The organism is Streptomyces aureus, from assembly GCF_001418135.1.
In the GTDB taxonomy this organism is placed as follows: domain Bacteria; phylum Actinomycetota; class Actinomycetes; order Streptomycetales; family Streptomycetaceae; genus Streptomyces; species Streptomyces aureus_A.
In genome coordinates, this window is the sequence record NZ_LIPQ01000217.1 from 1 (window position 1) to 14,208 (window position 14,208).

Consider the following 14,208-nt stretch of genomic DNA (forward strand, 5'->3'; position numbering starts at 1 on the left):
CTTGTGGTGCGGGACCAGGGACGTGCGGGTCTCGGGGGTGCGGGCAAGGGGCGTTGGCGCACGCAAGGGCGCCGTCCCGTGCGCACCCGTCCCGTGCGCACCCGTCCCGCCCCCGCGGGACGATTGCCCGCACAGGCGGGGAGGTGCCGGTGCCAAGCGTACGGTCGGGGCCGTGCCTTGGGGGCCGAACCCGAAGTCAATCGTGGTCTGGTCTCGGGGGGTTGAGCGGTGCGTGGCCGCCTCGGCCCAGGAGTTCGGCCAGGCCTCGGCGGGTGGCCGCCACGACGACCCGGTCGTCCGGCTTCAGGACGCGGTCGGGGTCCAGGCGCCAGGCCTGCCCCGTACCCGGCCCCGTGCCTCCGCCGTCCATGGCGATGACACGCCACTTGCCCGGGTGGAAGGCGTCGGCCACGGTCAGGCCGTCCAGGAGCGGGTGGGCCGCGACGTCCACCGCGGCGAAGAGAAGGACCCGGCGCTCGACCGGTACGGCGCCGAGCACCTGACGGCCCAGCATGGCTCCCGCGAAGGCCGGTGCCGCCAGGTGGGAGACGCTGCGGCTGCGGGTGAGGGCCGCCGGGTGGGCCGTGCGGAGCGTACGGAAGACGGCCGTGGCGAAGTCGTCGTCGTACAGCCGCAGGACGACCCTCAGATCGGGGCTGACGGCGCGGGCGGAGAGCGCCGCTTCCAGGTTGGTGATGTCGACGCTGGTCAGGGCGAGCAGGGCGTGGGCGCGGTCGATGCGGGCGGCCTCCAGGACGCCCTCCTCCGTGACGTCACCGATGACGGTGGGGACGCGCAGCCGTCTCGCCACGGCGATGCCGCGGGCCTCCGGGTCGGACTCGACGCAGACCACGGGGATGTTCAGCCGGCGGAGCCGGGCGAGGACACGGGTGCCGACCTTGCCGAGGCCGAGGAGGACGACATGCCCGGAGAGTCCGCGCGGCGGCCGACGCAGGGTGGTCGCCGTACGGAACGTGCCGAGTCCTTCGATGAGGGCGGCGACGATCACCGGCAGCAGGAGCAGTCCGACGAACCCGGCGAGGATCTGGAGGACCTGCCGGCTGGTCGACTCCCCCACGGCCGGGTCGCCGATGGCGAAGATGTCGAGAAGCGTCAGATAGGCGGCGTGCAGCGGGTGGTCGCCGGTGGTGAAGGTGGAGGCAAGGGCGAGGGCGAGGACGGCGGCGGCCGCCCCGGCCAGGGACCAGCGCAGTCGGCGGGAGAAGAGCGAGGCGACGGGCAGCGCGGAGGCGGCGAGCCGGGCGGACGCCAGGGCGGGGCCCGCCGCGGTGACCGCTTCGAGGGTGACGGCGGCGCGGCCGGTGGCCGCTGCCACCGTGCGGTCGTCCGGCAGGAGCCGGGGGCCCGCGTCGCCACTCCGCTCGGAGCCCTCGCAGCCCGCCGGGTCGCCGGCCGTGGCGGAGAGCAGCGCCAGTGTGCACAGGCCCGGGTCGGGGGCCTCTCCGGCGGCGGGCAGCCGCTCCACGGCGTGCAGGAGCAGTCCGCCGGCCTGGACCACCTTGCTGGTGCCCGCGACCGCTGCCGCGGCGAGACCGGGGGCGGCGGTGTCGACGTCCGAGAGGACGGTGGTGGCGGCGTCGAGCTTCCCGGGGTCGAGGCCCGGTTCGGCGACGGCGGCGGCCTGGTCGAGGAGGGTTTCGAGGTACTGGCCGAGCTTGCGGTTGTAGAGCCGGATGACGAGGCGCAGCCGGGGGTTGAGGCGGCGGGCGGTGAGTGCGGCCCGGATGTTGGTCTCGTCGTCCTCGTGGACGAGGGCGAGCGCGGCGGCCCGCTCCACGCCGGCGTCCGTCAGGGCCCGGTCGTCGGCCTCGGCGGACTCGACGACGCGCAGGGTGCCGGTGGGTTCACCGCCGTCCGCGCCGGAGGCCGACGTGGTGGCCGGGGCGGAGGCTCCGGGAGCTCCGGCAGGAGCAGTGGTGCCCGTGGTGCGGATGACGGCGGCCGTGACGCGGCCGAAGAGGGCCAGCGCCCGGCCGGTGCGGGCGCTGGGCGTGCGCGGCGCGTCGGGCCGTACCGGCACGAGGAGGGTCACCCGCTCCCCGTACACCTCGTGCAGCTCGCCCGCGAGTCGGTGGGCGAGGGCGTCGTCCCCGCAGACGATCATGTGCCCGGCGGCGGCCTGCCGCGGCTGCCGCTCGGTGCGGAGGGCGGGCGCGCCGAAGGGACCGCCGCCGGAGGTCCCCGAGGATCTGGCGGGGCCGGGAACGGACCGGGAGGCCGGTTCGGCGGGAGGCGCTCCGGCACTCTCGGCCGGAACGCCGTTGCTCTGGTACGGGTGTGAGGGCACGTCACAAGGATGCCCTGCGCCACCGACAGCGGGCCGGGGAGGGCGTCACCACCCGGGCGGGCTCACGACTCGCCGCCGTACGCCACACCCGCTACGCCGGTCGGCGCACTCCGATCTGCGCGTTCCGCACCTCCTTCCTACGGTGACTGAATGATCGTCACGTCAGCTGTCCGCCATGCCGCCGCCGGTACCGCGGCGGTGCTGCTCGCGCTGCCCGCCCCGTCGGCCACGGCGTCTCCTGTCACCTCGACCGCGACTGTCACCTCGACCGCGACGGTCACCTCGACCGCGACGGTCACCTCGACCGCGACGGTCACCTCGACCGGGGCAGTCGCTTCGGCCTCGGCCGTCACCACTTCTTCCGGGTCCCTCCGGACGTTCCTCCGGGAGCCCACGCCGCCGGCGCCCCGGTACCTCGACCGGGCCCGGCTCGACCGCGAGGGCACTCAGGTGCAGCCGCTGCGGGGCGCGCCCGACGTGCCCTCGGTCTCCGCGCTGTCGTGGGTGGTCGCGGACGCGTCCTCGGGCGAGGTGCTCGCCGCGCGCAACGCCCACCGGAAGCTGCCGCCGGCCAGCACGCTCAAGGCGCTGTTCGCCCTGACCGCGCTCCCCCACCACGCACCCTCCGAGCAGCACACCGTGGCCGATTCCGAGCTGACCGGGATCGGGGACGGCAGCAGCCTGGTCGGAGTGAAGGAGGGATACACGTACAAGGTCTCCGACCTGTGGAACGGCGTGTTCCTCAGCTCCGGGAACGACGCGGTGCACGTCCTGGCCGCGATGAACGGCGGCTGGGAGTCGATGTCCCGGCAGATGCAGGAGAAGGCCAGGTCACTGGGCGCCCTGGACACCCGTGTGGTGTCCCCCGACGGCTACGACGCACCGGGGCAGGTGTCCTCCGCGTACGACCTGGCGGTGTTCGGCAGGGCCGGGCTCCAGGACCCCGCGTTCACCCGGTACTGCTCGACGGCGTACGCCGACTTCCCGGCGGGCTCCTGGTCGTACGGCATCGCCAACACCAACCGGCTCCTGACGGGCGCGGACGGCGTGGGCCGCTACCCGGGACTCATCGGGATCAAGAACGGCTACACGAGCAACGCGGGCAACACGCTGATCTCGGCGGCCCGGCGCGGCGACCGGACGCTGGTCGTCACGGTGATGAACCCGCAGCGCGGCGGCGGACTCGCCGTGTACGAGGAGGCGCGCGAACTCCTGGACTGGGGCTTCGAGGCGGCGGACCGGGTCCAGCCGGTGGGCTCGCTGCTCCCCGTACGGACGATGGCGGCGGCCGGTTCGGGCAACCGTGCGGTGGCGGTGGCCCGTGAGGGCCGCGACGCGGGGGCGGACGGTCGGACCCCCCGGGCCGGGGCCGCTGCCGCTGCCGCCGCGGGCGCGGCCGCGGCCGCGGCCGCGCCCGCCAAGGACCCCGCGCGCGGGGAGGAGCCCTCGGGCGCGTCGGCGGGGCTTCCGCTGGCCCTGGTGGGCTCGGCCTGCGCGGCGGCGCTCGCGCTGTGGGGCTGGCGGCGCAGGACGGCCTACCGGGCGGGCTGACGGAAGGGCGCGCCGGGGCCGGGCAGGCCCGCCGGGCAGGCGGGCCGGCCAGGACGAGCCGGGCAGGCGGGCCGGCCAGGACGAGCCTGCCCGACACGGCGGGCCGGGCAGGCTCGGTCGAGCCGCACACGGCGGGCGGGGCGGGCCGGGCGGCGACGGTTCGGCCGGCGCCGTACGATCCCGCTTCTAGCCTGCGGGGACGCCGTCCGGGGCACGCTCGGACGGCCTACCCGAGGGAGTGATGTGATGGCGGACCGGACGCTGGTGCGGCGGATCGCGGAGCGGTTCCGCGAGGTGAACGGCGACCACCCGATGACCGGGGCCGACGACGCGTACGTCACCGCGCAGTTCGTCCCCCTGGAGGCCCTGTGCGCCTCGCTGGGGCGGGACTCCGACGCGGCCCGGCGGCTGATGCTCGGACGGCTCCTCCCGCTGCCGGGCTATCTGCGCTCCGACGGCGCCGAGATGGTGCCGCGCGATCTGTTCCGTCTCACCGAGGCGGCCGGCGGATCCGAGCGGCTGCACGCCTGGTTCACCTCGCACTGGGAGGACCTGGCGCGGGGGGAGGCGGAATGGGAGGCGTATCTGAGCGGTCAGTACGTCTGCCTGCACACGGTGACGCCGACGCACATACGACGCAAGGACGAGCTGACGGCGGAGATCGCCCTGGCGCTGGCCACGGCCGCAGCAGCGACGGCGACGGCGACGGACGGAACGGCGGACGGAATCCCGGCCGGACCGACGGACGGGGCCCGCCCCTCCCCCGAGTGGTGTGCCGCGCTCCACGCGCGCGTGGACGAGCTCGACGCCCTGGAGCCGGCGTTCACGGCGTACGACCGGCTGCGCTTCGGCGGCCCCACCTCCCGGGACACCTGCGTGGACACGCCGCGCGCCCTGTTCCCGCGCGTCGGCCCGGCAGCCTGAGGACCAGAGCCGCCGGGTCGACGTCGGTGGTCGCCGTCAGGCCCCCACGTACGCCGCCAGGTGTTCGCCCGTGAGCGTCGAGCGCGCGGCCACCAGGTCGGCGGGCGTGCCCTCGAAGACGATCCTGCCGCCGTCGTGACCGGCGCCGGGGCCGAGGTCGATGATCCAGTCGGCGTGCGCCATGACCGCCTGGTGGTGCTCGACGACGATCACCGACTTGCCGGAGTCCACGAGCCGGTCGAGCAGCCCGAGCAGCTGCTCGACATCGGCGAGGTGCAGACCGGTGGTCGGCTCGTCGAGGATGTAGACGCCGCCCTTCTCGCCCATGTTCGTGGCCAGCTTGAGCCGCTGGCGTTCGCCGCCGGACAGCGTGGTGAGCGGCTGGCCGAGGCTGAGGTAGCCGAGACCGACGTCCGCGAGACGCGCGAGGATGCGCTGCGCGGCCGGGGTGCTCGCCTCGCCCGAGCCGAAGAACTCCACGGCCTCGGTCACGGACATCGCGAGCACCTCGCTGATGTCACGGCCGCCGAGGAGGTATTCGAGCACCGAGGCCTGGAACCGCTTGCCCTCGCAGTCCTCGCAGGTCGAGGAGACGCCGGCCATGATGCCGAGGTCGGTGTAGATGACGCCCGCGCCGTTGCAGGTGGGGCAGGCGCCCTCGGAGTTGGCGCTGAACAGGGCGGGCTTCACCCCGTTGGCCTTGGCGAAGGCCTTGCGGATCGGGTCGAGCAGTCCCGTGTACGTCGCCGGGTTGCTGCGGCGCGACCCACGGATGGGGCTCTGGTCGATGGACACGACGTCGTCGCTCGCGGGAATCGAGCCGTGCACCAGCGAGCTCTTGCCGGAACCGGCGACGCCGGTGACGACGGCGAGGACCCCGAGCGGGATGTCGACGTCGACGTCCCGCAGGTTGTGGGTGGTCGCGCCGCGGATCTCCAGGCTGCCGGTGGGCTCCCGCACGGTGTCCTTGACGGAGGCCCGGTCGTCGAAGTGCCGGCCGGTGACGGTGCCGCCGGTCCGCAGCCCGTCCACGGTGCCCTCGAAACAGACGGTGCCGCCCGCCGTACCGGCGCCGGGACCGAGGTCGACGACGTGGTCGGCGATCGCGATGGTCTCCGGCTTGTGCTCCACGACGAGCACGGTGTTGCCCTTGTCCCGCAGCTGCAGGAGCAGTTCGTTCATCCGCTGGATGTCATGCGGGTGCAGGCCGACGGTGGGCTCGTCGAAGACGTACGTGACGTCGGTGAGCGAGGAGCCGAGGTGGCGGATCATCTTGACGCGCTGCGCCTCGCCGCCGGACAGCGTGCCGACGGGCCGGTCGAGCGAGAGATAGCCGAGACCGATCTCCACGAAGGAGTCCAGGGTCAGCTGGAGCGCGGTGAGCAGCGGCGCGACCGAGGGCTCCTTCAGGCCGCGGACCCACGTGGCGAGGTCGCTGATCTGCATGGCGCAGGCGTCGGCGATGCTGATCCGCTTGATCTTCGACGACCTGGCGCCCTCGGCGAGTCGGGTGCCGTCGCACTCGGGGCAGATGGTGAAGGTGACGGCACGCTCCACGAAGGCCCGGATGTGGGGCTGCATGCCCTCCTTGTCCTTGGCCAGGAACGACTTCTGGATCCGGGGGATGAGCCCCTCGTACGTCATGTTGATGCCCGCGATCTTCATGCGGGTGGGCTCGTGGTGGAGGAAGGCCTGCAGTTCCTTCTTCGTGTACTTGCGGATCGGCTTGGCCGGGTCGACGAGGCCGGATTCGCTGTAGAGGCGGTAGTTCCAGCCGCCGGGCGTGTAGCCGGGGATGGTGAGCGCGCCCTCGTCGAGCGACTTGGAGTCGTCGTAGAGCTGGCCGAGGTCGATGTCGGAGACCGTGCCCCGGCCCTCGCAGTGGGGGCACATGCCGCCGGTGCGGTTGAAGGTCGCCTTGACGGTCTTCTTGTCGCCGCGCTCGACCGTGATGGCGCCCCTGGCCGTGACCGAGGGGACGTTGAAGGCGTACGCGCTGGGCGGGCCGATGTGCGGCTTGCCCAGTCGGCTGAAGAGGATGCGGAGCATCGCGTTGGCGTCGGTGGCGGTGCCGACGGTGGAGCGGGGGTCGGCGCCCATCCGCTGCTGGTCGACGATGATGGCGGTCGTCAGGCCGTCGAGCACGTCGACCTCGGGCCGCGCCTGGGTCGGCATGAAGCCCTGGACGAAGGCGCTGTACGTCTCGTTGATCAGGCGCTGGGACTCGGCGGCGATCGTGTCGAAGACGAGCGAGCTCTTGCCCGAGCCGGAGACGCCCGTGAACACCGTGAGCCGGCGCTTCGGGATCTCGATGCTGACGTCCTTGAGGTTGTTCTCCCGGGCGCCGTGCACACGGATCAGATCGTGCCGGTCGGCCGGGTGCGGCTGCTTGTCCGCCCTGGGGGCCTTGCTCATCGTCTCTCCAGCTGTCGCGCGGGGCCGAAAAACGGACCGGCACGGTGCGTCGTGGGCGACGGCTGCCGTATCGCGAGGTCCATGGCAGCCACGCTAGCGGCGGCCGGATGCGGACGCTTCTCGATCGGTCCTGACCGGCGAGCCCACCGGAATCCCGGTCAGGCTCCCGGGAGGCCCTCCAGGGTCTGGCGCGACCCCGGGCGGGTTCCGGCCACATAGTGCTCGGCCGCGTGGACGGCCTCGCGGGCGGTCCGCTCCCCCATCAGCACGCACAGCGTGTAGGCCGTGTCCTCGAAGCGCCGGCGTGCCGACAGGTCGCACGGCCTGGCCAGCACGGTCCGCTCCTGGGCGCGGTAGTGCCGGAGCAGCCGGTCGACCGTGTTCCTGTCGGGCAGCAGCATCGCGTCCTCCTTCTCCTGAGTCGCTCCATACTCCCGGTCGTCGGCCACACTCGCGACCGACACGGACACGCTGTGTGACGGCCGGGTGTTTCGGGACGCCCCGGAGTGCGGTTCCGACGCCCATGGCGGAGGGTCGGAGACATGAACCCGAGCGAGATTTCGCGGGTGGTCGTCACCGGCGCCACCGGCAATGTGGGCACCAGTCTGGTACGGCTCCTGGCGCGCGAGCCGCGCGTCGGCTCGGTCCTGGGGCTCGCCCGGCGTCGGCCGGGGCTCGAACTGCCCGGGGTGGAGTGGGCCGAGGTGGACCTGTCCCGGGAGGGCGACGAGCCGCTGCTCGCGCGGCACGTGGCCGACGCGGACGCGGTGGTGCACCTGGCGTGGCGGTTCGGGCCGACCCACGATCCGGTGGAGACGTGGCGGACCAATGTCCTGGGCGCGGTGCGCGTCTTCGAGGCGGTCGCGGCGGCACGGGTGCCGGTCCTGGTGCACGCATCCTCGGTGGGGGCGTACTCACCGGGGCCGCCAGGCGGTGCCCCGGTGTCCGAGGCATGGCCGACGCACGGCTGGCCGGGAGCGGCGTACACGCGGGAGAAGGCCTATCTGGAGCGGGTCCTGGACACCTTCGAGCGGGACCATCCGCTGATCCGGGTGGTGCGGATGCGCCCGTCGTTCCTCTTCAAGGAGGAGTCGGCGAGCGGGCAGCGCCGGATCTTCGCGGGGCGTTTCTTCCCCGGACAGCTGATGCGACCCGATCTGCTGCCGCTGCTCCCGGAGTTCGACGGGCTCCGCTTCCAGGTCCTGCACACCGAGGACGCGGCGGACGCGTACGGACGGGCGCTGCTGCGGGACGTCCGTGGCGCGTTCAACCTGGCCGCCGAGCCGGTGATCGACGGCGCGGTCCTGGGCGAGCTCCTCGACGCCAGGCCCGTGCGGGTGCCGGCGGGCGCGGTGCGGGGCGCGCTGTCGGCGGCGTGGCGTCTGAGACTCGCCCCCGCGTCCCCCGACCTCTTCGACGCGATGCGGCACATGCCGCTGCTCGCGACGGAGCGGGCCCGGAAGGAGCTGGGCTGGGAGCCGTCGCGAACCTCCCTGGAGGCGCTTGAGGCGTTCCTGCGGGGCGTGCGTGCGGGTGCGGGCGACGACACGGGCCCGCTGGCGGGCCATCGCATCGGCTGACCCGAGGCCAGGGGTGGGACGGGGTGCGGGTGGCCCGGGTCCGCGCTCCCGGGTCACCTCCTCTCTCATCCGGTGGCCCGCCGTCCGGGCGCCCGGTCTCAGCCGGTCGGGCCGGACCAGTCGACGAGGCGGATGCCGGCGCCCGCGGCCTCGCGGCCGCGGCAGTGGGTGCGGTGGCGGCGCAGGATGCCGTCGATGTCGAGCCGGTGGGCGAACTCGGGGCGTGCGGCGAGGCGTCGGGCGTAGGCCCAGAGGGCCGGGTATCCGGCGACCCGGTCCATCGCGGCGGCGTCCAGGTGCCAGCGGTGGACGGTGTCGAGCTGGACCAGGGTGACCCAGACCTGCACGTCGGCCGCGGTCGGCGCGTCGCCGAGCACGTACGGGTGGCGGGCGAGGCGGCGTTCCAGGGAGCCGAGGGCCGCGAAGAGGACCGTGAGGGGGTCGTGGTGGGCGGCCTCGCCGTCGAGTCCGAGCTCACCGGCGCGCTGGGCGGCCTGGTTGATGCTCCGCTCGCACAGGTCGGCGATCGCCTCTGTCTCGCCGCGGAGTTCCTCCGGCAGCAGCTCGGGGCCTTCGCCGCGGAAGCGGAGGGCGAGGTCCCGCAGGATGTCGGGGACGTGGGTGCTGACGATCCGTCCGGTCCAGCCGTCGCTGAGGACGGGCGCCGCGGCCGGCCCGTCGTAGAGGTGCGCGCTCGCCTCGTACAGGGGGCGGAGGGCGGCGTATCCGCCGTCGGGCGTGTCGGGGCTCTCGGGCAGTACGGAGAGCGGGAGCGTGTCGTCGAGTCCGAGCAGGCTGTGGGTCAGGGCGATGCTCAGACAGCCGGGGTCGTACGGGGCGACGTGGAGGCGGTAGCGGTGTGGTACGGCGTAGTGGCCGCTGTGCACGTCGCGGCCGATCCGGCCCCGGAAGGCGGGCACGGCGGAGGCGGGCAGCAGCGAGGACGGGACGACGGACATGCTTCTCCCTTGAGGGTGCTCGGTGCTGGGTCCGGGCGGCGCGCGGCGCGGCGCCGGTCGCGGCAGAGCGACCACGGCACCGGCCCCGCGAGGCGCGGAGGCAGCAGAGGTACGGGAAGAGGAGGGGAGGGCGCGGCACTGCGCCCGGGGGGCGGCGCCCCTTCGGCGGACGGACCCTCAGCGGGCGGGGTGGACCACCCGGCGGTGCCCGCGACTCGCCGCGCTGCAGACCCGCAGCAGGTCGATGTGGCGCCGGGACGTGAGGGGCAGGGAGCGCGGGAGGGGTGCGGCGAGTGGCGTGTCGCGTCGACCGCTGCGTCCCATGGTTCCCTACCCGTTCGCTCGGTTTCCCCGTCCTGAGTGTCCGACCGGCCCAGGACGACGTCAAGGGTGCGGTACGGGCCACCTCGGCAAGCGTGCGGAATAATGCGCGCATGCGCATTTCAGCCAGGGCCGACTACGCGGTGCGTGCCGCCCTCCAGCTCGCCGCCGCCCAGGACGCGGGTCCGCTGAAGGCCGAGGCCATCGCCGAGGGCCAGGGCATCTCGCACAAGTTCCTCGAAGGCATCCTCGGGGACATGCGCAAGGGCGGTCTCGTACAGAGCCAGCGCGGCGGCAACGGCGGTTACTGGCTGGCCCGGCCCGCGGAGTCGATCTCGGTCGCGGAGGTCATCCGCTGCGTGGAGGGACCCTTGGTCTCGGTCCGCGGGGAGCGGCCGCCGGACCTGTCGTACACCGGTCCGGCCGAGTCGCTGCTCACCCTCTGGATCGCGCTCCGGGCGGGCGTCCGCGAGGTGCTCGGGGTGTCGCTCGCGGAGGTCGCGGCGGCCCAGCTGCCCGAGACGATCGTGGCGCTCGCCGACGATCCGGAGGCCTGGACCAACCCCTGAGCCTGTGGGTCAATCCCTCACCACCTGCGCCGATGTGACGCGTTCTCACTTTTCGAGACGGCCTTGTCCAGCTTACGGACGCCCCTTGGGGCGGCGGCCTCCCCTCTGCCACTATCCCTACTATTCCAGTGGGGATACGAGGAACCATGTGAGGTGACGTGAGTACGCCGAGGAAATCGCCGAAGAGACCAGCGATACGCACCACCTCCGCACCGGCCGCGGGCCCCGTCGCACGACCCGCCGAACGGCCCGGCGAAAGCCCGGTCGACCGGCCCGCCGACGATGCGATCTGGCCCCGCGTCACCCGCGAACTCGCCGACGACCTCGCCGTCGACGCCCTCGCCAGGGACCGTGCGGGCAAGGCGCCGTTCGACGAGGTCGCCCGGCTCCAGGAGGCCGGGCTCCCCGCCCTCCTGACGGCCCCGGGACCGAACCGGCGGGGCGCCGACTGGCAGGCGGCGTGTGCGGTCGTACGGGAGATCTCCGCCGCCGACAGTTCGGTCGGCGAGCTCCTCGCCCACCACTACGCCCTCTCCTGGAGCAGCCGCTTCTTCGGCGGCCCCGCGCGGGACCCGGGCACCCCCCTCGCGAACGGCCACCCCCTCGACGTACGCACCACCGAGGAACGCTGGCTGCTCGCCGGGGGCGTCGAGACGCCCCGCCCGGAGACCGGCGCCGGCCTCACGCTCACCCCGGCCGACTCCGGCGGCGGCTGGATCCTCGACGGGACCCGCGCCTTCGCGTCCGCCGTGACGGTCGCCGACCGGCTCGTCGTCGGGGCCCGCCCCGGCGGCAGCGGCGACCTCTTCGTCGTCCTGGTGGACCCGGCCGGACCCGGGGTGTTCACCGACGCCGGGACGGAGCGGGTCGGCCAGCGGCTCGCCGGGGCGGGCACCGTCACCTTCGACCGGGTCCCCGTGGCGCCCGAGGACGTCCTGGGCGCACTCCCCCACGACGAGCACGCCGTCGCCCCCTTCTCCACCCTCGCCCCACTCGCGTTGCGGCTGCTCCTCGTCCACGTCGGACTCGGCATCGCCGAGGGGGCGCTTGCCGAGGCCAGGGACATCAGCCGCGCCGGTCATGCCGGACCGGCACCGGCGGATCGTTCCGGCGGCGGCTCCGACGGCTCGGTACCGGCCGGCGCCGGGGACGACCCGTACCTCCTGCTGGCGTACGGGGAGCTGGCGACGGCCGCGCACGCCGCCGCCGCCGTGGTGGAACGGGCGACGGACGCGCTGACCCACGGCCTGCTCGCCGCCTGGTCCCTGGGCGTGGAGGAACGCGCCGACATCGCCGTCCTGGTGGCGGCCGCCGAGACCGTCACCGGCCGGGCGGCCGTGCACATCACGACCCGGATCCTCGAACTCGTCGACGGGACGGCGGGCGCCGACGCACGCGCCGGAGGCCCCGGCTTCGACCGCTTCTGGCGCAACGCCCGCGCGCTCACCGCCCCCACCCAGGCGGCCCACCGGCTCCGCGACATCGGCGACCACTACCTCAACGGCACCCACGCGCGGCTGACCCTGCTGGCCTGACGGAGAGAGTCGCCCCGGACGACGGGACGGACGGACCGGCATGTCGGGACGTCCGGCCCTCTCGCCGGGTGTCCGAAGGGCCCAAGCTGGGAGGTACGGGGTCCGGCCGTCCGGCGGGGCCCGACACGGCAACCCACGGAGGCAACCTGATGAGTCGTGAGATCGTCGCAGGAGTGGACGGTTCCCCGGAGAGCCTCGCCGCGGCGGACTGGGCCGCCCGCGAGGCGCTCCACCGGGACCTCCCGCTACGGCTCGCGCACGCGTGGCGCTGGGAACCGATCGACCTCCCCCTGACCCAGGACCGTGCGAGCCAGGAACGCGTCGCGGACGCGGTGCTGCGCGAGGCGGAGGACACGATCGCCCGGCGCCACCCGAAGCTCGCCCTCACCGCCGAGGTGCTGGGCGACACGCCGGTCGCCGCGCTCCTCGGCACCGAGGAGCGGGCCGAGATGCTCGTCATCGGCTCGCGCGGTCACGGGGCCGTCGCCGGGTTCCTGCTCGGCTCCTACGGCCAGCAGATCATCGCCGGCGCCACCCGCCCCGTGGTGGCCGTCCGCTCCCGCGACGGCGATCCGGCCGAACCGCCCACCGGGCACGTGCTCGTCGGGCAGCTCGGCAGCCCGGAGGACAGCGCCGCCGCGCTGGGCTTCGCCTTCGCGACCGCCGCCGCCCGCGGGGCGTCCGTGCGGGCCGTGCGCGCGTGGAGCCTGCCGGCGCTCTACACGTACAGCCCGGCCTCGATGCGGCTCGCCGACGAGGCCGGCGGGCTGGTCCCGTACGAGGAGAAGGCGCTGCGCGAGGCCCTCGCACCCTGGCGCGAGCGCTACCCGGACGTGCCCGTCACCGAGCACGTCGAGTTGGGCAGCGCCGGCCAGGTGCTGCTCTCCGCCTCGGGGGCCGCCCAGCTCCTGGTGGTCGGCCGGCGGGCCAGGCGGGGGGCCGTCGGCCCGCGCATCGGGTCCGTGGCGCACGCGGCCCTGCACCTCGCGCCCTGTCCGGTGGCGGTCGTCCCGCAGGACTGAAAGGGTGCGACACGGGTTGACGCACGGAGTTGACGCGTCCCGTTGACGAGGAGTGTCGGGACGGCCGGGGCCGGAAAGTGTTACGGCCGTCGCCCCGGTGGCTCTCCCCAGCGCCGGACCGTTCGGCGACCACGGCGAGAGAGCGGAGCTCCATGCGGCACCACGACCGTCCCGGTCACCCCGGCCATCCCGACGCCACCCGGCACCCGCACGATGCCGTACGGGACGTCGCGGCGGATCCCTCCACGGCGGACGATCCCGCGACGGAGGGCGCTCGTGCGGCGGCGGACGTCCCGGCGGCGCGCCTGAGCGGGCGGCACCGCAAGGGCGGCGGAGCGAGACGGCGCCCCGCACGCCGGCCGTCCTTCCGGACCGCCGTCACCGTCGCCGGGTCCGCGGCCGCCGTCCTGACGGTGGCCACCGGGATGTACGTCGCCTCCCTCGGGACCGGCGGCACGACCGCCGTCCCCCCGGCCGCCGAGCCGGTCGTGGCACTGCGTTCCACCACAGCCGCCGGGGCCTCGGACACCGCGCCGGAGACCGTACGGGGGGCCGGAAGCGTACGGGAGACGCGGGCCGTACGGGTGACCGGGCCGACCTCGTCGGCCCCGTCGGCGCCCTCGGACGCTGCCACGCCCTCCCCCCGTACGGCCGGGACCGCACCGGCCGGCTCCGCACCGGCAGCGCCACGGCCGGAGACACCGCCGAAGGCGGAGTCGGAGCGACGGCGCGAGCCCCGCCCCGCACCGGCCCCGGAACAGCCGCGGTCGGCACAGCCCCAGGGGCGGCAGCAGGAGCCCGGTGCCGCCCCGGTGTCGGAGGCACCGGCCGGAAAGGCCGCGCGGTTCGTGCAGGACGTCATCGCGCTCGCCAACGCCGAGCGGGAGAAGGCCGGTTGCGGCCCGCTGCGCTCCGAAGCCCATCTGCGGACCGCCGCCCAGGGCCACGCCGACGACATGTCCGCCCGCGACTACTACGAGCACGCCGATCCCGAGGGCCGCGACGCGGGCGGACATGTCGTCGG

11 protein-coding genes are annotated in these 14,208 nt (G+C 74.5%); 7 read left to right on the forward strand and 4 right to left on the reverse strand.

The window, feature by feature from the left end; genetic code table 11:
- Positions 1-196 precede the first annotated feature (196 nt).
- Complete coding sequence (locus AOK00_RS18960) at positions 197-2,125, reverse strand: NAD-binding protein (RefSeq protein ID WP_055601497.1); 1,929 nt, start codon at positions 2,123-2,125, stop codon at positions 197-199.
- A 333-nt stretch (positions 2,126-2,458) separates the two neighbouring features.
- Between AOK00_RS18960 and AOK00_RS18965 the strand changes: the two genes are divergently transcribed.
- The gene (locus AOK00_RS18965) at positions 2,459-3,859 is read left to right on the forward strand and encodes a D-alanyl-D-alanine carboxypeptidase family protein (protein WP_055601490.1); all 1,401 of its coding nucleotides are present in this window, start codon (positions 2,459-2,461) and stop codon (positions 3,857-3,859) included.
- Between the two features lie 246 nt (positions 3,860-4,105).
- Positions 4,106-4,783 (forward strand): DUF6058 family natural product biosynthesis protein, encoded by a 678-nt coding sequence (locus AOK00_RS18970; protein WP_055601491.1) that lies wholly within the window; start codon positions 4,106-4,108, stop codon positions 4,781-4,783.
- 36 nt (positions 4,784-4,819) lie between these two features.
- Here the strand turns inward: AOK00_RS18970 and AOK00_RS18975 are convergent, their stop codons facing one another.
- Positions 4,820-7,198, reverse strand: a complete 2,379-nt coding sequence (locus AOK00_RS18975) for an ATP-binding cassette domain-containing protein (RefSeq protein WP_055601492.1) — start codon at positions 7,196-7,198, stop codon at positions 4,820-4,822.
- 158 nt (positions 7,199-7,356) lie between these two features.
- Positions 7,357-7,599, reverse strand: a complete 243-nt coding sequence (locus AOK00_RS18980; protein WP_055601498.1) for a DUF5133 domain-containing protein — start codon at positions 7,597-7,599, stop codon at positions 7,357-7,359.
- Between the two features lie 141 nt (positions 7,600-7,740).
- On the opposite strand from AOK00_RS18980, the gene AOK00_RS18985 reads away from it, so the two are divergent.
- Positions 7,741-8,778: an NAD-dependent epimerase/dehydratase family protein gene (locus AOK00_RS18985; RefSeq protein ID WP_055601493.1), complete on the forward strand. Its 1,038-nt coding sequence runs from the start codon at positions 7,741-7,743 to the stop codon at positions 8,776-8,778.
- Positions 8,779-8,876: 98 nt separating this feature from the next.
- Here AOK00_RS18985 and AOK00_RS18990 read toward each other — a convergent pair whose 3' ends face one another.
- The gene (locus tag AOK00_RS18990; protein WP_055601494.1) at positions 8,877-9,737 is read right to left on the reverse strand and encodes a glutathione S-transferase C-terminal domain-containing protein; all 861 of its coding nucleotides are present in this window, start codon (positions 9,735-9,737) and stop codon (positions 8,877-8,879) included.
- Positions 9,738-10,171: 434 nt separating this feature from the next.
- Here AOK00_RS18990 and AOK00_RS18995 point away from each other — a divergent pair, with 434 nt between their 5' ends.
- The 4 genes from AOK00_RS18995 to AOK00_RS19010 form a co-directional block, all read left to right on the forward strand.
- The gene (locus AOK00_RS18995) at positions 10,172-10,627 is read left to right on the forward strand and encodes an RrF2 family transcriptional regulator (RefSeq protein ID WP_055601495.1); all 456 of its coding nucleotides are present in this window, start codon (positions 10,172-10,174) and stop codon (positions 10,625-10,627) included.
- 158 nt (positions 10,628-10,785) lie between these two features.
- Positions 10,786-12,162 carry an acyl-CoA dehydrogenase gene (locus AOK00_RS19000; RefSeq protein ID WP_079042077.1) on the forward strand — a complete coding sequence of 459 codons (1,377 nt, stop codon included), beginning with the start codon at positions 10,786-10,788 and terminating at the stop codon, positions 12,160-12,162.
- Positions 12,163-12,311: 149 nt separating this feature from the next.
- Positions 12,312-13,184 carry a universal stress protein gene (locus AOK00_RS19005; RefSeq protein ID WP_055601496.1) on the forward strand — a complete coding sequence of 291 codons (873 nt, stop codon included), beginning with the start codon at positions 12,312-12,314 and terminating at the stop codon, positions 13,182-13,184.
- Between the two features lie 152 nt (positions 13,185-13,336).
- The coding region (locus AOK00_RS19010; protein WP_254047416.1) for a CAP domain-containing protein at positions 13,337-14,208 on the forward strand (872 nt) is incomplete at its 3' end.